This window comes from Tellurirhabdus rosea (assembly GCF_026278345.1).
Lineage (GTDB): Bacteria > Bacteroidota > Bacteroidia > Cytophagales > Spirosomataceae > Tellurirhabdus > Tellurirhabdus rosea.
In genome coordinates this window covers 1,845,516-1,862,165 of the sequence record NZ_CP111085.1, presented here as the reverse complement: position 1 = coordinate 1,862,165, position 16,650 = coordinate 1,845,516, and the positions used below count along the sequence as shown (strand labels likewise).

The 16,650-nt window shown below is 59.4% G+C and carries 14 protein-coding genes; 11 read left to right on the top strand and 3 right to left on the bottom strand.

Features of this window, described 5'->3' with window-relative positions; translation table 11 throughout:
• The first annotated feature begins 33 nt into the window (after positions 1 to 33).
• The 5 genes from ORG26_RS07790 to ORG26_RS07770 all read left to right on the top strand — a co-directional run bounded on the left by ORG26_RS07790 (position 34) and on the right by ORG26_RS07770 (position 5,996).
• Positions 34 to 2,799: a beta-galactosidase gene (locus ORG26_RS07790; protein ID WP_266368216.1), complete on the top strand. Its 2,766-nt coding sequence runs from the start codon at positions 34 to 36 to the stop codon at positions 2,797 to 2,799.
• 159 nt (positions 2,800 to 2,958) lie between these two features.
• Complete coding sequence (locus tag ORG26_RS07785) at positions 2,959 to 4,155, top strand: PQQ-dependent sugar dehydrogenase (RefSeq protein ID WP_266368214.1); 1,197 nt, start codon at positions 2,959 to 2,961, stop codon at positions 4,153 to 4,155.
• A gap of 58 nt (positions 4,156 to 4,213) precedes the next feature.
• A complete protein-coding gene (locus tag ORG26_RS07780) occupies positions 4,214 to 4,543 on the top strand; it encodes a DUF3140 domain-containing protein (RefSeq protein ID WP_266368212.1) in 330 nt (109 codons plus the stop codon).
• Between the two features lie 92 nt (positions 4,544 to 4,635).
• Positions 4,636 to 5,406 (top strand): MBL fold metallo-hydrolase, encoded by a 771-nt coding sequence (locus ORG26_RS07775; protein WP_266368210.1) that lies wholly within the window; start codon positions 4,636 to 4,638, stop codon positions 5,404 to 5,406.
• A gap of 128 nt (positions 5,407 to 5,534) precedes the next feature.
• Positions 5,535 to 5,996, top strand: a complete 462-nt coding sequence (locus tag ORG26_RS07770; protein ID WP_266368208.1) for a GNAT family N-acetyltransferase — start codon at positions 5,535 to 5,537, stop codon at positions 5,994 to 5,996.
• 45 nt (positions 5,997 to 6,041) lie between these two features.
• Here ORG26_RS07770 and ORG26_RS07765 read toward each other — a convergent pair whose 3' ends face one another.
• Positions 6,042 to 6,821, bottom strand: coding sequence for a MerR family transcriptional regulator (locus ORG26_RS07765; protein WP_266368207.1), 780 nt, complete (start codon positions 6,819 to 6,821; stop codon positions 6,042 to 6,044).
• Between the two features lie 176 nt (positions 6,822 to 6,997).
• Here ORG26_RS07765 and ORG26_RS07760 point away from each other — a divergent pair, with 176 nt between their 5' ends.
• A complete protein-coding gene (locus tag ORG26_RS07760) occupies positions 6,998 to 7,414 on the top strand; it encodes a hypothetical protein (protein ID WP_266368205.1) in 417 nt (138 codons plus the stop codon).
• Between the two features lie 27 nt (positions 7,415 to 7,441).
• Here the strand turns inward: ORG26_RS07760 and ORG26_RS07755 are convergent, their stop codons facing one another.
• Complete coding sequence (locus ORG26_RS07755) at positions 7,442 to 7,885, bottom strand: hypothetical protein (protein WP_266368203.1); 444 nt, start codon at positions 7,883 to 7,885, stop codon at positions 7,442 to 7,444.
• 141 nt (positions 7,886 to 8,026) lie between these two features.
• Here ORG26_RS07755 and ORG26_RS07750 point away from each other — a divergent pair, with 141 nt between their 5' ends.
• Genes ORG26_RS07750 through ORG26_RS07740 form a run of 3 tightly spaced genes read left to right on the top strand, consistent with a single transcriptional unit; the run spans position 8,027 to position 13,413 of the window.
• Positions 8,027 to 11,005: a glycoside hydrolase family 3 N-terminal domain-containing protein gene (locus tag ORG26_RS07750; protein ID WP_266368202.1), complete on the top strand. Its 2,979-nt coding sequence runs from the start codon at positions 8,027 to 8,029 to the stop codon at positions 11,003 to 11,005.
• Positions 11,005 to 12,762: a hypothetical protein gene (locus tag ORG26_RS07745; protein ID WP_266368200.1), complete on the top strand. Its 1,758-nt coding sequence runs from the start codon at positions 11,005 to 11,007 to the stop codon at positions 12,760 to 12,762. Before ORG26_RS07750 ends, ORG26_RS07745 begins: the two co-directional genes overlap by 1 nt.
• Positions 12,763 to 12,774: 12 nt before the next feature.
• Positions 12,775 to 13,413, top strand: a complete 639-nt coding sequence (locus tag ORG26_RS07740) for a hypothetical protein (protein WP_266368199.1) — start codon at positions 12,775 to 12,777, stop codon at positions 13,411 to 13,413.
• Here ORG26_RS07740 and ORG26_RS07735 read toward each other — a convergent pair whose 3' ends face one another.
• Complete coding sequence (locus ORG26_RS07735) at positions 13,414 to 13,986, bottom strand: Maf family protein (protein WP_266368197.1); 573 nt, start codon at positions 13,984 to 13,986, stop codon at positions 13,414 to 13,416. It lies immediately after the preceding gene.
• A gap of 125 nt (positions 13,987 to 14,111) precedes the next feature.
• Here ORG26_RS07735 and ORG26_RS07730 point away from each other — a divergent pair, with 125 nt between their 5' ends.
• Positions 14,112 to 14,651: a GNAT family N-acetyltransferase gene (locus ORG26_RS07730; protein ID WP_266368195.1), complete on the top strand. Its 540-nt coding sequence runs from the start codon at positions 14,112 to 14,114 to the stop codon at positions 14,649 to 14,651.
• On the top strand, positions 14,648 to 16,570 hold the full coding sequence (locus ORG26_RS07725; protein ID WP_266368193.1) for a BamA/TamA family outer membrane protein: 1,923 nt from the start codon (positions 14,648 to 14,650) through the stop codon (positions 16,568 to 16,570). Before ORG26_RS07730 ends, ORG26_RS07725 begins: the two co-directional genes overlap by 4 nt.
• Positions 16,571 to 16,650: the final 80 nt, after the last annotated feature.

Here is a 16,650-nt window from a genome sequence, read left to right as displayed (position 1 = left end):
ATTTCACTACTTTGCCTATTGGCAATACAGGCAATGGGGATTACCCCGCCCGCCTCTCCGCTGGCCCTGAACCGGGCCATGAACCTGCCCGGTCAGCAACGCTACATTGGACCGATCATTTACAATTACGATGATGGAATAGGATTTGGTCTCGACCGCGTCGACAACGCCGCCAACAACGGATGTAACATGGTCGAACTGAGTGTACACTGGGACAAAATTTATTCTTCACCCGGTGCCGCCGCCGACTGGCAGAACGTAGACGCCCAGATTGAACGGGCCCGCCAGCGCGGACTGAAAATCGGTATCCGCATTCTGATCGCCCGCGAAATCGGCAAAACGGCTGGTTTCTGGAACGAAAACGAAGAGCAGCGGGGCGCGGACCATTCCCGCCTGTCGCGGGGTCGCCTGACCATCGGCAGCTTCGTCAACCAGAGCTGGCACGACAAAGCCTCCAGCTTTATCCGCGAAGTGACCAACCGGTACCAGTTTCTCCAGGGCGAAGGCCGGCTGCTGTTTATGTCGGTGGTAACTTCCCCGATCCAGGAAAACGAATTCTCCATTCTGAACTCCGACAGCAACGGCGAATATTTCATGCCGTTCGACTATAACGATTCGATGCTGAACGCTTACCGCCAGTGGCTGCAGGGCCGTTTCGACCTCAACACGCTGAACGCACGCTGGGGCTCGAGCTACAACAACTGGAATCAGGTAGAGCCGATCCGCGTCGGACGCGGCAACGCCTGGGATTCCTTCAGCGGCCAGCGTGGCCTCGACTGGTACGTCTTCCGCAGCAACGTGCTGAAAAACTTCCTGGTGTCGATGAACAACGCCATCCGGAGCGTCAACGGCTCGATCTCGATCGTCAACCAGTTCGGTTCGGTCTTCGATCCCCTGAGCAGCCTGCGCGGTACGTTCGCCTTCCGGGGCATGTGCGAAAACACCGACGGTATCAAGGTAAACGACGGCCCGGAATACAACCACCGCTTCTCGATTGACCTCGCCCGCAGTAACGTCCGCCCCGGTGCCTGGGTTGCCCAGGAAGTGGACGGCATGTACGATAACCTCCCGGTTGATGACTTCTACCGCTACGTTTCCGAAAGCTACGAACACGGTGCCCAGCTGATTATCCTGGCGAACTTCAACTCGCCTTACCAGATGGACCGCATGAACCAGCTGATGGCCCGCGTCCGCAACGCCGGATGGCTGAACCAGCCGGTTCCGAATATCCAGCCTTCCCAGACGGTTTACTGCAACCTTTCGACGGTCGTTCGTCAGGGTTATGCCGAAAGCGGCTACATGGGCCAGTGGAGCAGCGCCTACTGGAACGGCGGTCAGCGTCCGGTGAACATCGTCCTGAACGAAGACCTGATCAACTCCGCTCCGGGTGCCGCTCCGTCACAGCCGATTCCGGCCCCGGTTCCGGTAGCGCCGACTCCGGCTCCGGCTCCTGCCCCAGCCCCGGCTCCCGCCCCCGTACAGCCTTCTCAACCAGTGACCGGCAGCGGCGAGTTCGCCATCCTGGACCCGGCCTACGACTGCCAGTCGGGTCAGCTGACCTTCCGCACCAGCGGCGGCAACGGCTCCGAAGTGCAATACATGGCTCCGGGCCTGACCGGCTGGACCACCAACGCCACCCACATTATTGACGCCTGGCAGCGCAACGGCACGACGTTCGACCTGCGTGCCCGCCAGAGTGGCCAGACGGTTTCCCGTTCGTTCACCACGAGCTGCAACACGGCTCCGAGCAGCACGCCGGCTCCGGCTACCCAACCGGCTCCGGGCGGCTCAACGACCTACCAGAACCCGGCCGGTTTTGTGGACGCATCAAGCTGCAACAGCATCATCGGCTGGGCCGCCGACCGCGGTCGCCCGAACCAGTCGATCGAAGTAGACGTGTACATCGACGGCCAGTTTGCAGGCAGAACGCCGGCTAACCAGCACCGTCCGGATGTGGGCGCTTCGATGAACGACAACGGACTGCATGGCTTCGCCTTCTCGGTTCCGGCCCAGTTCAAAGGCAACGGCACACATACGGTTGAGGTTCGCTACGCCGGTTCCAACCAGGCGCTGAACAACAACAGCCGCCAGTACAACGGTTGTGTCGAAGGCACCGTCAACGCAGCTTCCACCCCGGCACCGGCTCCCACGACGACCACGTCCGGAAACGTTTCGGCAGCCAGCACGGCGACGACCTACGGCAGCCCCGAAGGCCACCTGGATTACGCAAGCTGCGTGTCTCTGGGCGGTTGGGCGGTTGACCGCTCACGGCTGAACCAGTCCATCAGCGTAGACGTGTACATCGACGGTCAGTTCGCCGTAACGGCCAAAGCCGACCAGTACCGCGGCGACATCGCCAGCTACCTGAACGACAACGGCAACCACGGCTTCCACGTCAACATTCCTGCCCGTTTCCAGACGGCCGGAACGCATACGGTAGAGGTATTCTACGCCGGTTCACAGCGTCGCCTGAACACTTACACCCGCCAGTTCAGCGGCTGCGGCCAGCAGGCCCGTGTCGGTGGCAAGTCGGAGCTGGTAAACGGCGGCTACAAACTGTACCCCAACCCGATTGCGGACGAGTTCCACATCGAAGTGCCGACCGAAGTACCTGCTGCCGAACTGACGGTGGTGATGAGCGCGCTGACGGGTGAAATCATCCTGAAAGAAAAAGCGACGGTCGAGAATGGTGTCATCGACGTGGTTCTTACCGACCGCATCCTGCTGCCCGGCGTTTACCTGGTATCACTGTACCAGAACGGCCAGCTGCTGAAATCCATGAAAGTAATTAAGCGCTAAGTGGCTTCTGATTTCTCAACGTTATAGAAAGCGCAGGCCCGTTCGCAAGGACGGGCCTGCCTGTTTTGGGGCGAAAAAGAAAAGGCAACAAGTTTTCTGAACGCGGGGTTTACCGGTCAGAGAATCCCTTTCGTTACCATAGAACAATCCGCTCCTCCGATGAAAACCTGGTTTATGCGACTGCTGCTGGGCGGCAGTTTTCTCTGGCTAATAGCCTGCGATTCCGGCGAAACTCCTTCGGCCACCACGCCCACTACCCCGACGCCGGGTAATCCAGCGGCCCGCTGGCAGGTGACCGACGCCTTTCCGAACCTGACCTTTGCCAGCCCCGTCGAGCTGCTGGCGGCAGGCGACGGCTCCAACCGGCTGTTTGTGCTCGAACAGCGGGGCGTTGTCCGGGTGTTCCGCAATGCCCCCGCCGCCACGGGCAGCGACGTTTTTCTGGACATCAGCAGCCGCGTGGCCTCGGGCGGCGAAACCGGGCTGCTCGGCATGGCCTTTCACCCCAATTTTAGCACCAACGGGCAGGTATTTGTGCATTACACGCGCCGCCAGAACGGACAGTTGCAGTCGGTCATCGCGCGCTTTGGGTCGGACCGGACCCGTGTCGATGCCGCCAGCGAGGAAGTGCTGCTGGCCTACGACCAGCCGTTTGCCAACCATAACGCCGGGTCGATTCTGTTTGGAAAAGACGGGCTGCTTTACATCACCACCGGCGACGGCGGCAGCGGCGGCGACCCGCAGAACAATTCCCAGAACCTGAATACGCTGCTGGGAAAAATCCTGCGCATCGACGTCAACAGCCGCACCGGAAACCTGCCGTATGCCATCCCGGCCGACAACCCGTTCCGCACCACGACCAGCGCCCGGCCCGAAATCTACGCCTACGGCCTGCGCAATCCCTGGAAAATGACCGCCGACCGCACCACGGGCCGCATCTGGATTGCCGACGTAGGGCAGAGCACCCGCGAAGAAATCAGCCTGCTCGAACGGGGCGGCAACTACGGCTGGCGCCTGACCGAAGGCAGGGAATGCTTCAATCCGTCCAGCAACTGCAACCGCGCCGGACTGGTAGAGCCGGTCTTCGACTACGGCACCTCCGAAGGGCGGTCCATCACGGGCGGTTACGTATATCGCGGCAAACGCTGGCCTACCCTTCAGGGGCAGTACATCTACGGCGATTACGTGAGCGGCAACCTCTGGGCCCTGCGCTACGACGAGGCTACCCGGCAGGCCACCAACACGGCGCTGACCCGGCTCATCGGCTCGCTGTCGTCGTTTGGAGAGGATGAGGCGGGCGAACTGTATCTGCTCAACCACCAGTCAGGCCGGATTCAGCAGCTGGAACTTAAGTGAGACGGTAAACCCTGGTGGAGCACAAGTCGTTAATCCCGCAAACCAAACCGCAAGCGGTATGACGGACAACGAGAAAAAGGAGATTTACGCCGAATTTGACGAACTGGTCAACATGTCGGCGTCGCAGCTGAAGAAGTGGCTGCAAAGCGAAGAGTCCTCCAACGTAGGGATGGACAGCGGTGACGGCGAGTCGGTGGGCCATAAGTCCGGCGAACACATCATCGAGATTCTGGACAGAAAAAAGGCCGACCTCAGCGACGACGATTACGCGCACATGCGCAAAGTGGTCGGCTATATCAAACGCCACCGGGCGCAGCGGCCGAAGGAAGTGGCGGGCAGCAACTGGGCTTATTCCCTCAAAAACTGGGGTCACGACCCGGAGAAGTAGCTTTTCGGCGGGCCGTGTTCGCACGGCCTGCTTTTTCAATTCGTTTTGTAAAAAATGTACCCAAAAACCGTAAAAACCCGTTTCTTTGCTGTATGAGGCCACTTTTTATTACCTCCCTCAATTCGGGCAGCAACGGAAACTGTTATTACATAGGCAACGAGCAGGACGCCGTTCTGGTCGATGCGGGAATTTCCTGCCGCGAAACCGAGCGGCGCATGGAGCGGCTGGGCCTGACGATGCGGAAGGTCCGGGCCATTTTTATTTCCCACGAACACAGCGACCATATCCGGGGCGTTTCGCGCCTGGCCGGGAAGTACCACCTGCCGGTCTACATCACCCCGCTGACCCACCAGCAGACGCGCTGGCCGGAGCCCAGTTTTCCCATCCGTCCGCTGCGGGCCTACGAGCCTGTTCCCGTGGGCGAGCTGAGCGTGACGGCCTTCCCCAAACGGCACGACGCCTGCGACCCGCACAGCTTCGTGGTCGCCTACCACTCGACCAAAGTGGGCGTTTTTACCGACATCGGCCATCCCTGCCAGCACGTCATCGACCATTTCAGCCAGTGCCATGCCGCTTTTCTGGAAGCCAATTACGACGAGGAAATGCTGGACCGGGGCCGTTATCCGTATTTTCTGAAACAGCGCATCCGGGGCGGCGACGGACACCTGTCCAACGGGCAGGCGCTGGCGCTTTTTCAGCAGCACCGGCCGCCCTACATGAGCCACGTGCTGCTTTCGCACCTTTCCAAAGACAACAACTGTCCGCAGCGGGCGCTCGACCTGTTCCGGCCGCATAGCGAAGGCACCGAAGTGGTAGTAGCCTCGCGGTTTGAGGAGTCGGCCGTGTACCGGGTAGGAGCCTGAGGCCGGGGCGTGGAACCTGCGCATTGGCCTTGAACACCGGTTCTGGCACCGGAAAAATGTATTCCCTGAAAGAACAAAAGCGTTGAGTGAGTCTTTAGCGGGCTTATCCATCAAATCCTTTTCTGAAAATGATTACTCTTCGCCGAACCACCGCCGCTGACCCCGATTTTCACTCGCTGGTGGCCGAACTGGACATTGTCCTGCGCGAAATTTACGGCGGCAAGCAGGACCAGTACGATGCCCTGAACAAAGGGCTGGATAATGCCTGTGTCGTGGTTGCCCTGCAGGACGGTGTCCCGGCAGGCTGCGGCTGTTTCAAGCGGATTAACCGGCCCGACGCCGTCGAAATCAAGCGGATGTACGTCCGGTCCGCCGTCCGCCGAACGGGGATTGCCCAGGCCCTCCTGACAGAACTGGAACAGTGGGCGCAGGACCTTGGCTACCCGGCAACCGTTCTGCAAACCGGCAACAAACAGCCCGAAGCGATTGAACTCTACCGCAAAACCGGCTATCGGACCATCTCACCGTACGGCTCCTACGCCGACGACCCGGATAGCGTGTGCATGGAAAAGGCGCTCAGCCGCGGGTAATCCGAAAGACAACCGGGCCGGATGGCTCCGGCCCGGTTTGAACGTTTATTGACTTAGGTTCGTGTCCGCAAAATGAACCATCGCCTGTTGCAGAAAGGCCGCGTACGCGGGGTTCGGTTCGCCCCCAAAACGGGTGTAACGCGGGTCGTCCAGGTACAGTTGGGCGAGACCTTTGTAAGCGGCGGCCATGTCCTTGCCGGCACAGACCGCTTCGCCCCAGAAGCCCCGGATGTTGGCGTAATGCCGGGCGATCTGCTCCTGCACCGCCGGACTGGCCGGGTCCTGGCCGACGAGGGACAACAGCTTCGTGGCGATGTCCTGCGCATCGGTTTTCAGTTGCTCGAAACCTGTTTTCCCGAGCTGGCGGAGGTTGGTTTCACTGGCGGCCACCTCGTTTTCTCCGTATCTGGCGACGGCTTCCGCGCGGTAGGCTTCCGTTTGTTCTTTCGAAAAGCCCGCGTATAGTTCTTCGTTGGTTAACATGTCTCTTTCTCCTTTTACTGTGGAAATGGTTTTGTCAATCGTCGTCAGCAGGGTGGTCAGACGTTCCTGTCGCTGCTGAAGGCCTTTTTTATGGCTCTCCAGGGCGTGTAGCAGATCAAAATCCGGGTCCTTCAGCAGCGCCAGAATCTCGTTGAGGGAGAAATCCAGTTCTCTGTAAAAAAGAATCTGCTGAAGGCGCAGCAATTCATCTTTCCCGTACAGCCGGTACCTGGCCTCGGTCCGGACGGAGGGTTTGAGCAGGCCCAGCCGGTCGTAGTGGTGCAGCGTGCGCACACTGACCCCCGCCAGCTTTGCCAGCGCTTTGACGGAATACGGTTTCATTTTGACACTGATTCGATTGACGGATCAAAGGTAGGCTATGACGTAAGGGGAGAGTCAAGCGAAATTTTGACTTTTTTTGAAAGGGTTCTCAAGCCAAAAATCGATTGGAATAAAGCAGGGAGCGTTGACAACCCTTCGGGCCGCCGGGGAGTCTATCACAAAAACTACGTCTGCTGATGAGATACCGATTTTTCACCGTTCTGCTGATCGCCCTATCGCTCACCGCCTGCAATGGCTTTCTGACGCCCGATGACAAGTATACGACCAGCGTGGCCAAAGCCCGCCGATGGTTGGTAGGGGAGTGGAAACTGACGAAAGTCTCCGCGATGATGCCCAATCCGCCCGTTCCCAACGTGCGGCTGGTGGCTTCGGAGGAAGCGATTATTGTCTTTAAAGACGGAAAAGAGATTGACCGCGTCGGGTACGAACTAAGCCGGAAAGACGATTATCTGGAGCTAAAAACCAGTGCGGAGCCTAAAGCCGACAACTGGTACGTTCGTAATTCGACGGCGAAGGTCGCCCGGAATCGCCTGTTTCTGGATACCGGCATGGCTTTCGACGCGCCGGGGTACGAATTTGAGCGCATCGAATAACGGAACAGAAGCCATTCCCTCGCTTAATTAAAAAAATTGATTCAAATCCAGTTCCAGCACCTCGGCATACGAAGTTGGCTGGGTCAATCCGCCGTCTCCCTGACGGTAGCGGAACCATTGTGCCGTCCGGTAATTGTAAACGAAGCCTTCCCGGATGCCGTACCAATCGGCATCAATAAGCCGGATGACCTTTTGCAAATCTTCCCGAAGGCCGTTGGTGTGACAGATTTCAATAATGACCGGCGTCTGCTCCGTCTGGTTGTTGTATAACGATAAATCCGGCACAAGGCTCGCTTTGCTCTCGTCGAGCATTGTACCGGGAAGCGGTTCGAGCCGGATGCGGTTTTGCTGGTAGTACATCGGAGCCAGACCACCGGTCAGCCTGGCAATGACGCGCTGGTGCTCTCGGGGCGCCCAGACACCCTGACCTTCAGCGGCAAAAAAGGGGTCGGAGACAGGCGGTTGGTACATGGAACGATCAGCAGAGGAAGAACAAGATAAAGCCGAACTTCTGGTTTCGCAAACCGGCGGCGTGGAAAACGGCATTAGGCTTTCGCCCGCCGCTTTGTTACTTTTGTTCTTCCGATCGTTCAACAAACCCCCTTTTTGTAAATGTCATCCCGGCTTGCCAACTTTTTAGCCGCTCTCGGTCTTGTTTTCATTTTCCTTATTGCCGGTACCAATGCCCGCGCGCAGACCGTACCGTCGTTTCTGAAGGCGAACCCGGCCTGGGTAGATTCGGTGTTCAATAAACTGACGCCGGATGAGCGCATCGCGCAGTTGATTATGATCGCGGGGTATTCCAACCGCACCCGCCAGTACGAAGATTCGCTGATGAACGTCGTGCGGCAATACAAAGTGGGCGGACTGGTCTTTTTTCAGGGCGGACCCATCCGGCAGGCCCGGCTGGTCAACCGCCTGCAAACCGTCGCCAGCGTGCCGCTCCTGATTGCGGTGGACGGCGAGTGGGGGCTGGCCATGCGTCTCGACAGCACGGTTCGTTTTCCGTACCAGATGACCCTCGGCGCCATCCAGCAGCGCGATGATTTAATTTACAAAATGGGGGCCGCCATGGCCCGGCACTGCCGCCGGATGGGCATTCACGTCAATTTTGCTCCCGTTGCCGACGTCAACAACAACCCGAACAACCCGGTCATCAACTTCCGCTCGTTCGGCGAAGACAAAGAATCCGTGGCCCGCAAGGCGCTGGCCTACATGCGCGGCATGCAGAACAACGGCCTGCTGACGTCGATCAAACACTTCCCCGGCCACGGCGACACGGGCACAGACTCCCATTACGACCTCCCGCAGATTACGCACGACCGCCAGCGTATTGACAATCTCGAACTGTATCCGTTCCGGCAACTGATTGAGGCCGGAGCCGCCGGAGTAATGGTGGCTCACCTGAACATTCCGGCGCTGGACACGACCAAAAACCTGCCCACGACGCTCTCCCGCCGGGTGGTCACCGACCTGCTCAAAAACGAACTAGGCTTCGGCGGCCTGGTTTTCTCGGACGCCATGAATATGAAGGGCGTTACGAAATACTACCCCTCGGGCATCGCCGACCGCATGGGTCTGGAAGCCGGTATGGACGTGCTGGAATTTACTGAAGACGTCGCCAAAGCCATTGCCGAGGTGAAAGCCGCCATCGCCGCCGGCCGGATCACGCAGGCCGAGATCGACGCCCGCTGCCGCAAGGTGCTCGCCGCCAAAGCCTGGGCCGGTCTCGACCGCTACAAACCCGTGGACCTGATGAACCTCGTGCAGGACCTCAACGACCCGGAATCGAACCTGATCAACCGCCTGCTGACTGAGGAGTCGCTGACAATCCTGAAAAATGGGCAGAACGTGCTGCCGCTGTTCAAGCTCGACACCATGCGGATCGCCAGCGTCTCGCTCGACGCCCCGCAGACCACGGCTTTCCAGACGATGCTCGGCAACTACACCACGATCGATCATTTCAACCTGACGGCCACCACGCCCGATACCACGGTGCAGCGGGTGATGAACGATCTCAAAAAGTACAACCTGCTGCTGGTGGGCGTTCACCTGAACAACATCCGCCCGCGAACCTACGGCATCACGCCCCAGACGGCCGCCCAGCTCAAAACGCTGGCCGAAACCGGCAAGGCCGTCGTGACCGTGTTTGGCAACCCGTATTCCCTCGGTAAGCTCGAAGGGCTCGACAAGGCCCGCGCGCTGGTGATGGCCTACCAGCTCACGCCGTTTGCGGAAGAATTGTCGGCGCAGTTGATTTTTGGGGCCATTCCGGCCAAAGGCAAGCTGCCGGTAACGGTCAACGAAACCTACAAACTGAACGACGGCATTCTGACGGCTCCGCTCGCCCGGCTCAAATACACCATTCCGGAGGAAGTGGGCGTCGATTCGCGCTTCCTGACCGTTAAAGTCGATTCGATGATGCAGAGCGCCATCCGGCTCAAGGCGTTTCCGGGCGGCGTGGTGCAGATGGCGAAAGACGGCAAGGTGATTTTCCGGAAAGCCTACGGCACCCATACCTACGAAGGCATGACGCCGACCAAACTGACGGACCTTTTCGACATGGCGTCGGTGACCAAAATCTCGACCTCGACGCTGGCCCTGATGCGGCTGGTCGATGCCGGGAAGTTTAACGTGGACAAAACGATGGCCGAATACGTGCCCGAATACCGGAAATCGAACAAGGCCAATCTCGTCTGGCGCAACGTGCTGACCCACCAGGCCGGGCTGAAAGCCTGGATTCCGTTCTGGCGCGACGCTCTCAATCCGGACGGAACCTGGAAGGACAAGACCTTCAGCGACGAGAAGCGCGGACCTTACACGGTGGAGGTGACCGATAACCTGTTTCTGCACCGGAGATACCGGAAAACGATTTTTGAGCAGATTAAAGAGTCGCCGGTGAGCGAGAAAAAGGACTACGTGTATAGCGACCTGTCGTTCTATCTGTACCCCCAGATCGTGAAGCGGCGGACCGGCCAGGAGTTCGAAGAATACCTGAAAAAGAACGTGTACGAGCCGATGGGCGCCACGACGCTGACCTTCAACCCACGCCGTTTCTTCAACCTGACCCGGATTGTCGAGACGGAGTACGATTCGCTGTTCCGCAAAACGCTGATTCACGGGCGGGTTCACGACGAAGGCGCGGCCATGCTGGGCGGACTGTCGGGCCATGCGGGCCTGTTCGGGACGGCCAACGACCTGATGAAGCTGATGCAGATGTATCTCCAGAAAGGCTACTATGGCGGAACGCAGTACATTCAGCCGGCGACGCTGGAGGAATTTACGCGCTACCAGTTTCCGGAGCGGGGCAGCCGCCGGGGTCTGGGCTTCGACAAGCCGACGTTCAAGTTCTCGGGGAATGCGGCCCGGTCGGCCAGCGCCCGGAGTTTCGGCCACTCGGGCTTTACGGGCACCTTCACCTGGGCGGACCCGGACTACGGCATCAACTACGTCATCCTGACGAACCGCGTTTATCCGACCCGCAACAACAATAAAGTCAGTGAATTAAACATTCGTACCAATGTCAACGAAGTGCTCTATGAGGCCCTGCGGCGCGGCACTTCGCCTTTCCTGCGCGAAATTCTGAACTAATGGAGCCAATCATCCGCTACCAGGGTGAACTGTATCAGGGCCTCCGGGCGCTGATGCTGGCGCTGGGATCGTCGGTCAACAAAGTCTGGATTGCGGGCGGACTGGGCTGGCTGCTGCTCGTGTGTGGCTGGGCGCTCTGGTCCCTGCGTTTGCCGGGAAAAGAGCGGGCCGTGCGCTGGTGGCTGCCGCTCCTGCTGCTCGGAATTGTCGTTATCCGGCTGCCGCTGCTGGGGGTGGACGAACAGAATACCGACGAAAGCCAGTGGGTCGCCAGTGCGGGAACGCTCATTGCCGACCCGCGCTTCTGGATTTCCGTCGATGGCACTACCAGCGGCCCGCTGAACGTGTATCCGCTGACGCTTCCCTGGTTTTTCGGACTGAGTATCGACTTCGCCACTATTCGCCTGGTCGGCCTGCTAGCGTTTGCGGCGGCGGTTGGGCTGCTCTACCGCGCCTTTGCCAACCTGGCCGGTTCGCGGCGGGCGCGGATCGCCGTGCTACCGTTTGCCGTGGCCATCGCCTTTATGCAGCAGGGCGACGGACCGGCCTACAATAGCGAACATTTTCCCAGTCTGCTTTTTGCGACGATTCTCTGGCTGCGGAGTACCGTTTTCTGGCGGCCCGAGCCGGTCTGGAAGACGGTACTGACGGGTTTTCTGCTGGGCTGTATTCCCTACACCAAACTGCAGGCCGTTCCGCTGGCGCTGGTGCTGACGGGCGGTATCTTTCTGCAACTGCTGCTGACGACGCCTCCCGAAAGACGCTGGCGCCTGCTGCTGGCCCTGACGGTCGGCGGGCTGCTGCCGAGTGGTCTGCTGGGAATTTACCTCTGGCAGACCAGCAATTTTGAGTTTTTCTATAAATCCTTCCTGCTGGCGAATCTGGGTTATGCGCAGAAAGGCAGTTTTGGAAATGGGGTACAAAACTGGTCGGAGAAGCTCACGGTGCTGGTGCCCGTGATTTTTGCCGCTTTCGGCTCCACCAAAGCGTTCTTTTTTGCCCTGCCCGCAATGGTGCTGGCGGCGTTAGGGCTGGTGCTGGTCAATCCGTCATGGCGGCGAAAGAGGACCGGAGGCACCTCCGACGAGGGCATCAACCCCCTGACGCCCCGGGTGCTGCTGGTATTCTCTATTCTCTGGCTGCTGACGGCGCTGTATTCTGTGCTCCAGCCCGGCAACGGCTTTTATCACTACCAGATCCTGAGTTACATTCCGGCCTTCTGGCTCGCCGGGCTGGTGATTATGCTGGGACTGGATGCGGTCCGGACGGGGTGGAGAATGCCTCTGGCGGCAGGCTGGCTGCTGCTGCTGGCGGTCGGGCCGGGACTTATTCTGGGAAGTCGGCGCAACAGCGGAATCCGGCAATTGATTGAAGGCGTACGGCTGAAAGACAGCGGCCTGACGGCGGCGGTTGCGCAGTATACCGTTCCGAATGACAAAATGGTGGTCTGGGGCTGGCAGAATAAATACCACGTCTGGACCGGCTTGCTGATGGGTTCGCGGTTCATCCCGCTCTACTATCCGGTGGTGGAAAGCGAACTGCAGCCGTATTTCATGAAGCTCCACCAGCAGGACATTGTCCGCAACCGACCGGCGATCATCGTCGATGCGACGGCAAGCCATCCCGGTTATCATTCGTTTCAGCCGGAGTGGTATCCGTTCATGCGCAAGCTGCTCGCGGCGGAGTACCGGCACGTCGGAACGCTGGGTGGCAGTCGGCTGTTCGTCCGGAAAGACCGGGTTGCTCCTTCACGCTGAAGCCTGTTGTTCATGCCCCGCCACCTTCAAAAAACCCTTCCGGCTTTTCTGGTGCTGGCACTGGCCTACGCCACCGCGGCCCGGCTGGTGCCGTGGCTTCCAGGCTACCACGCCCTGTATTTCACCCCCGGAGGCTATACCGAACTGCTCCGCCGGCAGGCCGCCCAGCGCGAAGTCAACCTGACCGGAGCCGAGCGCATTGCCCAGTTCCGGCAGCTTTTGCCTTTCTGGTACGGCACCCGTTATGGTTTTCACGGGCAGACAGCCGTGCCGGGGGAGGGGCGGATTGCCTGCGGCTATTTCGTCACCACCGTCGTGCAGCACCTCGGCTATGCCTGCGAACGGACGAAACTGGCCCGCCTGCCGTCCGAAACCATGATTCAGGCGCTGGTGAAGCCCAAAACCATCCGGCGCTACAGCGGTTTGTCCTTTCCCGAATTTCTTGAAAAAATGAAACGGCAGGAGCCGGGACTCTACCTTGTCGGGCTGGATACGCATACCGGCTTTCTGCTCCACCAGCGGGGCGAACTCCGGTTTGTCCACGCCAGCGGGCGCTTTCCCTACTGCGTCGTGAACGAACCGGCCGCCGAGTCGGTCGTGCTGCGGGAGTCGCGGTATCGGGTGACGGGCCGGTTGCTGGCCGCCGACTGATTAGCGGAGATACGGTTTCAGCAGGTCATACACCCGGTGGACGGGCAGGCCCATGATCGTGTAGAACGAGCCCTCGATCCGTTCGATGCCCACCATCCCGATCCATTCCTGCACGCCGTAGGCCCCCGCTTTGTCGAACGGGCGGTAATGGTCAATGTAGTAGGCGATCATGTTTTCGGTCAGGTCCCGGAACACCACCGTGGCGACGTCGGTCAGGGTAACCGGACCTTCCGACGAGAGCAGACACACGCCCGTCATGACCTGGTGCGCCCGGCCCGATAGCTGCCGGAGCATGCGCGCGGCCTCGTCGGCGTCGGCGGGTTTGTTGAGAATGTCGTTGTCGACCACCACAATCGTATCGGCGCAGAGAATCAGCTGGTCGGCCAGATCCGGGCGAAACTGTTCGGCTTTGTGGTGGGCGAGGTAAGCCGCCACTTCGGCCACCGGCAGGTCGGCCGGAAACAGCTCGTCGGTTGGCCGCACGTCGACGCGGAAATCAAAACCGGCTTCGCGCAGCAACTGCTGTCGGCGGGGTGAATTCGAAGCCAGCACCAGGGGGCGGGATAACTGCATAATTTTTGTAAATTACCTGTTCTGAACTAGTTTAAAGAGTAAAGTTTAGGGTTGATTACCGTCTCGGCCGGGTTGTTGTAGTTAACCCTGAACGCGAAACCAAACCAAAAGTAGACGATTATCCTGTGAGTACCGCCGATATTATCATTCGCCCGGCCGTAACCGCCGATAGCGAAGCCCTGTGCCGCCTGGCCCGTCAGACCATGTGGGAAGCGTTTGGGCCGCCCCACAACCGGGCGGAGGACGTTCTGGCTTATCTGGACGAAGCCCTGACGCCCGACCTGACCCGGGAAGAACTGGCCGATCCGAAAGCCCGGTTTCTGGTTGCCGAAACGGCGGCGGGCGAACTGGTGGGCTATGCCAAACTGCGCCGCCAGCGGCCGCCCCGCCAGCTCCGCGGGCAACAAGCCATTGAAATTCAGCGTTTATATGTAGCCCACAATCAGGTGGGGACGGGCCTCGGCCGCCGACTCATGGATGCCTGCCGGGAGCTGGCACGGGCAGAAGGGTTTCAGGTGTTCTGGCTGGGCGTGTGGGAGCGCAACGAACGGGCGATTGCGTTCTATAAAAAGATGGGTTTCAGCCGGATTGGCTGGCATTACTTTCAGTTTGGTTCGGAACGTCAGCGCGATTACTGGATGAGCAACAATTTACTGGAAACGTGAGTACAATCAGGACGGAGCTTCAGTGTGTCTTCCGGCCGGCGTTTGCCTGCGGCTGGCTGACTCTGCTTTGCCTGTTCTGTAGCACCGAACCCGTTCGGGGTCAGACGCCCCTGCGCGGTGATTCGGCCTCGCACCGGCTGGCCGACAGTGTGCTCATCAACCGGGACAGCGTTTTTTATCTTCAGTTAAAGCAGCGGATGTACAAGCGCAAAGTGACCCGCGCCATGTACGACCTGCTGTTCCGCGATGTGTACAACAGCCGCGTCCGATCGGGCGAAGTCAGCGCCATCGAGGCCAATCCGTTTCAGGAACACGAAGGAAAGATAATCGGCGATATTTTCATCCGCCGGTTGGAAGTGTTCGGGCAGACCGTCTACGATACCACGCGGTATTCGGCCAACTGGGTGGAAAAGGTCGGCAACCGGCTGCACCGGGATACGCGCGAAGGCGTTATCCGCCGCTCCTTTCTGCTGTTCCGGAAAGGCGATGCGGTCAACCCGAACCAGTTGCGGGACAACGAACGTCTGCTGCGGAATTCCAACATCTTCCACGACGCCCGCATCATCTTGGTGCCGCGTCCGGGCAGCACCAGTTTTGTCGATGTGTACGTCATCACCCAGGACGTGTGGTCGCTGCTGCCGGGCGGCTCGGTCGGGGCGCTCAACCGCTGGGATTTTTCGCTGGAACAGCGGAATTTCCAGGGCTTCGGTCACACGTTTTCCAACGCCATCGCCTACCGCGGCGACGACCCGATCCAGCGGCTGAACTACCGGGGCCGTTATTTTATTCCGTACATCGGCCGAAATCTGATCAGCGCCCAGGCCGACGCGATTTACGAGCGCGACTGGCGTCAGCTCGGCGTTCGGGTGTACCGGCCTTTTCTGACCCCCGACACGCGGGTGGCGGGGGCGCTGGAGTTTACCCACACCCAGCTGCCCCGCAACCGGATTTTCCTCAACGACGGCACCGACAGCGTCCGGCTTTTTCCGCTGTATTACAACTATAGCGACGTCTGGCTCGGGTACGCCTTTCGTCCCCTGACCGGGTTTCTGGACCCCGAGGACCGGACGCGGCTCGTGGTCGCCGGCCGGATTTCCAATTACACCTTTCTGCGGCGGCCGGAGGTGACTTCTGACACAAACCAACTCTACCAGAACAGCCGGACGGTGCTGCTGAGCGTCGGGCTCTCGCAGCGGCGCTACACCCGCGACGTGCTGATTTACGGCTTCGGGCGCACCGAGGACGTGCCGTACGGCAGCCAGTTTTCCATCATGGGCGGCGTTGATTATGCCGAACTGGGCAAACGGATGTACATGGGCGTGAAGTACTCGAAAGGCGGCTACATCCGGAAGGTCGGCTATCTGTACGGCCTGTTCAATGTGGGCGGTTTTCTGAAATCCGACCGGGGCGTGCAGCAGGGCGTTTTTGCGCTGGAAACCAACTATTTCAGTCCGCTGCGGACCACGAGCTGGGGCAACTGGCGGCACTTCGTCAACATCCGGTACACGCACGGCCTCAACCGGTTCGACAACGAATTTGTGACGCTTTCGGGCCGCGACCGCTTTGGCCTGACCAACGACGCCCTGCGCGGCACCAAGTTTCTGCTGACCAACTTCGAGAACGTGCTGTTTTCGAAACTGGACGTGCTCGGCTTTCGGGTGGCCATCATCACGTTTGCCAATTTTGGCCTCATTACCTACAACCGAAGTCTCTGGAAAGCCCCGCTCTATCAAAGTTACGGCTTCGGGTTCCGCTTCCGGAACGAAAACCTCACCTTCAACAGTTTTCAGATCAGACTGGCCTGGTATCCCAACATTCCGGCCAATCCGAGCCCGCTGCGCTTTGCCTTTGATGCCGTACCCACCCTGCGGCTGCGGGATTTCGACGTATCGGCGCCCGAAATTATTTCGTACCGCTAAAAACTTTTTTCATTTAGATGTTGTTACAATAAATGTACCGACACTATATTTGCAAGACAATTAGCTAACTGGATGTCGGA